We start from the raw sequence: 1,058 nt of genomic DNA, 5'->3' as shown, positions 1-1,058 counted from the left end.
TCGGCCCCGGCAATCAGGGTCTGCGCGATGATCTCCGCAACCTCGGCAAACGCCTCCTCGGAGAACCCGCGGGTCGCCAACGCCGGGGTGCCGATCCGCAACCCGCTGGTAGTCATCGGCGGACGCGGATCAAACGGCACCGAATTGCGGTTCACCGTGATCTCCACCTGCGCCAGCAGATCCTCGGCCTGCTGCCCATCCAGCTCGCTGTGGCGCAGGTCCACCAGCACCAGGTGCACATCCGTGCCGCCGGTCAACACGCTGATGCCCTTGGCGGCCACATCGGCCTGGGTCAACCGCTGCGCCAAAATCCGCGAACCGGCCAAGGTGCGCTGCTGGCGCTCCTTGAACTCCGGCGACGCGGCGATCTTGAACGCCACCGCCTTGCCCGCGATCACATGCTCCAGCGGGCCGCCCTGCTGGCCAGGGAACACCGCCGAGTTCAGCTTCTTGGCGATCTCCGCATCATTCGACAGGATGATACCGCCGCGAGGGCCTGCCAGGGTCTTGTGCGTGGTCGAGGTGACCACATGCGCATGCGGCACCGGCGACGGGTGCAGCCCGGTCGCGACCAGGCCGGCGAAGTGCGCCATGTCCACGAACAGGTACGCACCGACCTTGTCCGCGATTTCGCGGAAGCGGACGAAGTCCAACTGGCGAGGGTAGGCCGACCAGCCGGCCACGATCATCTTCGGCTGGTGCTCGATGGCCAGGCGCTCGACCTCGTCCATGTCCACCAGGTTCGTCTCCTCGTCCACGCCGTACGGGACGATGTTGAACAGGCGGCCGGAGAAGTTGATCTTCATGCCGTGGGTCAAATGCCCGCCGTGGGCCAGGTTCAAGCCCAGCACGGTATCGCCCGGACGCACCAGCGCGTGGTAGACCGAGGCGTTGGCCTGGGCCCCGGAGTGCGGCTGGACGTTGGCGAACTTCGCGCCGAACAGTTCCTTGACGCGCTCGATGGCCAGGGTCTCGATGACGTCGACCTCTTCGCAGCCGCCGTAGTAGCGGCGGCCCGGGTAGCCCTCGGCGTACTTGTTGGTCAGCACCGAACCCTG

At 66.8% G+C, this 1,058-nt stretch carries 1 protein-coding gene; it reads right to left on the bottom strand.

All coding sequences use genetic code 11. The features are described from left to right. A partial coding sequence (gene glyA / locus C1H84_RS17845) for a serine hydroxymethyltransferase (protein ID WP_146956208.1) occupies positions 1-1,058 on the bottom strand: 1,058 nt, incomplete at both ends.

It is taken from the genome of Glutamicibacter soli, assembly GCF_003309065.1.
GTDB classification, from domain to species: domain Bacteria; phylum Actinomycetota; class Actinomycetes; order Actinomycetales; family Micrococcaceae; genus Glutamicibacter; species Glutamicibacter soli.
Note: the sequence above shows the minus strand (reverse complement) of the source record. Positions and strands in the feature narration are given on the sequence as shown.